This is a genomic window from Novosphingobium mangrovi (assembly GCF_022818885.1).
Lineage (GTDB): Bacteria > Pseudomonadota > Alphaproteobacteria > Sphingomonadales > Sphingomonadaceae > Novosphingobium > Novosphingobium mangrovi.
Genome location: NZ_JALHAT010000087.1, coordinates 1 through 812 on the forward strand (window position 1 = coordinate 1; position 812 = coordinate 812).

Sequence of the window (812 nt, forward strand, 5' to 3'; positions counted from 1 at the left end):
ATTCAGGATTCCCATTTTGGTGGGGTTGTGATTCACGCTCTGGATGGAACGCTTTGTACTGACCGATGCCCAGTGGGCGAAGATGGAGCCGCATTGTTTAGGCAAGGCGAGTGACCCGGGGCGTAGCGGGCGGGACAACCGCTTGTTCATGGTAGCGGTGCTGTGGATTGTCCGAACGGGCAGCCCTTGGCGTGACTTACCGGCCCTGTTCGGCAACTGGAGTACAGCGTTCCGGAGGTTCCGTGATTGGCGTGAAGCCGATGTTTTCAAGCGAATTTTCGATGCCTTGTCGAAAGAGCCCGACATGGAATACGCGATGGTCGATGCCACTATCGTCAAGGTTCACCGGCACGGCCAAGGCGCAAAAGGGGGACTCAGAGCGAGGCCATCGGCCGCTCGAAAGGAGGGGTGACGACCAAGATACTGGCCCTTACCGATGCTCTGGGCAATCTCGTACGCTTCGTCCTGCTGCCCGGAAACCGCTATGACACCATCGGCGTTGCGCCGCTGATCGAGGGCATCGAATTCGATGCCTTGCTTGGAGACAAGGCCTTTGACGCCAACTGGATCGTCGAGGAGATCTACCGGCGCGGAGCCAAGGTCGTCATCTCGCAACGACCAAAGCGCCTCTGCCCACGAACCATCGACGACGAGATGTACAAGTGGCGCCACCTGATCGAGAACTTCTTCTGCAAGCTCAAAGAGTTCAAGAGCATCGCCATGCGCTCCTGCAAAACCGATCGAAGCTTCGAAGCCATGATATATCTCGACGCGGCAATCACCGCATCACGATGAATCCCCACAAACCCTAG

Annotated in this window: 1 pseudogene; it reads left to right on the plus strand. The window is 57.4% G+C overall.

Annotation, left to right across the window (positions count from 1 at the left end):
* Window positions 1-82 precede the first annotated feature (82 nt).
* Window positions 83-795, plus strand: a pseudogene (locus tag MTR65_RS20100) (IS5 family transposase).
* Window positions 796-812 lie beyond the last annotated feature (17 nt).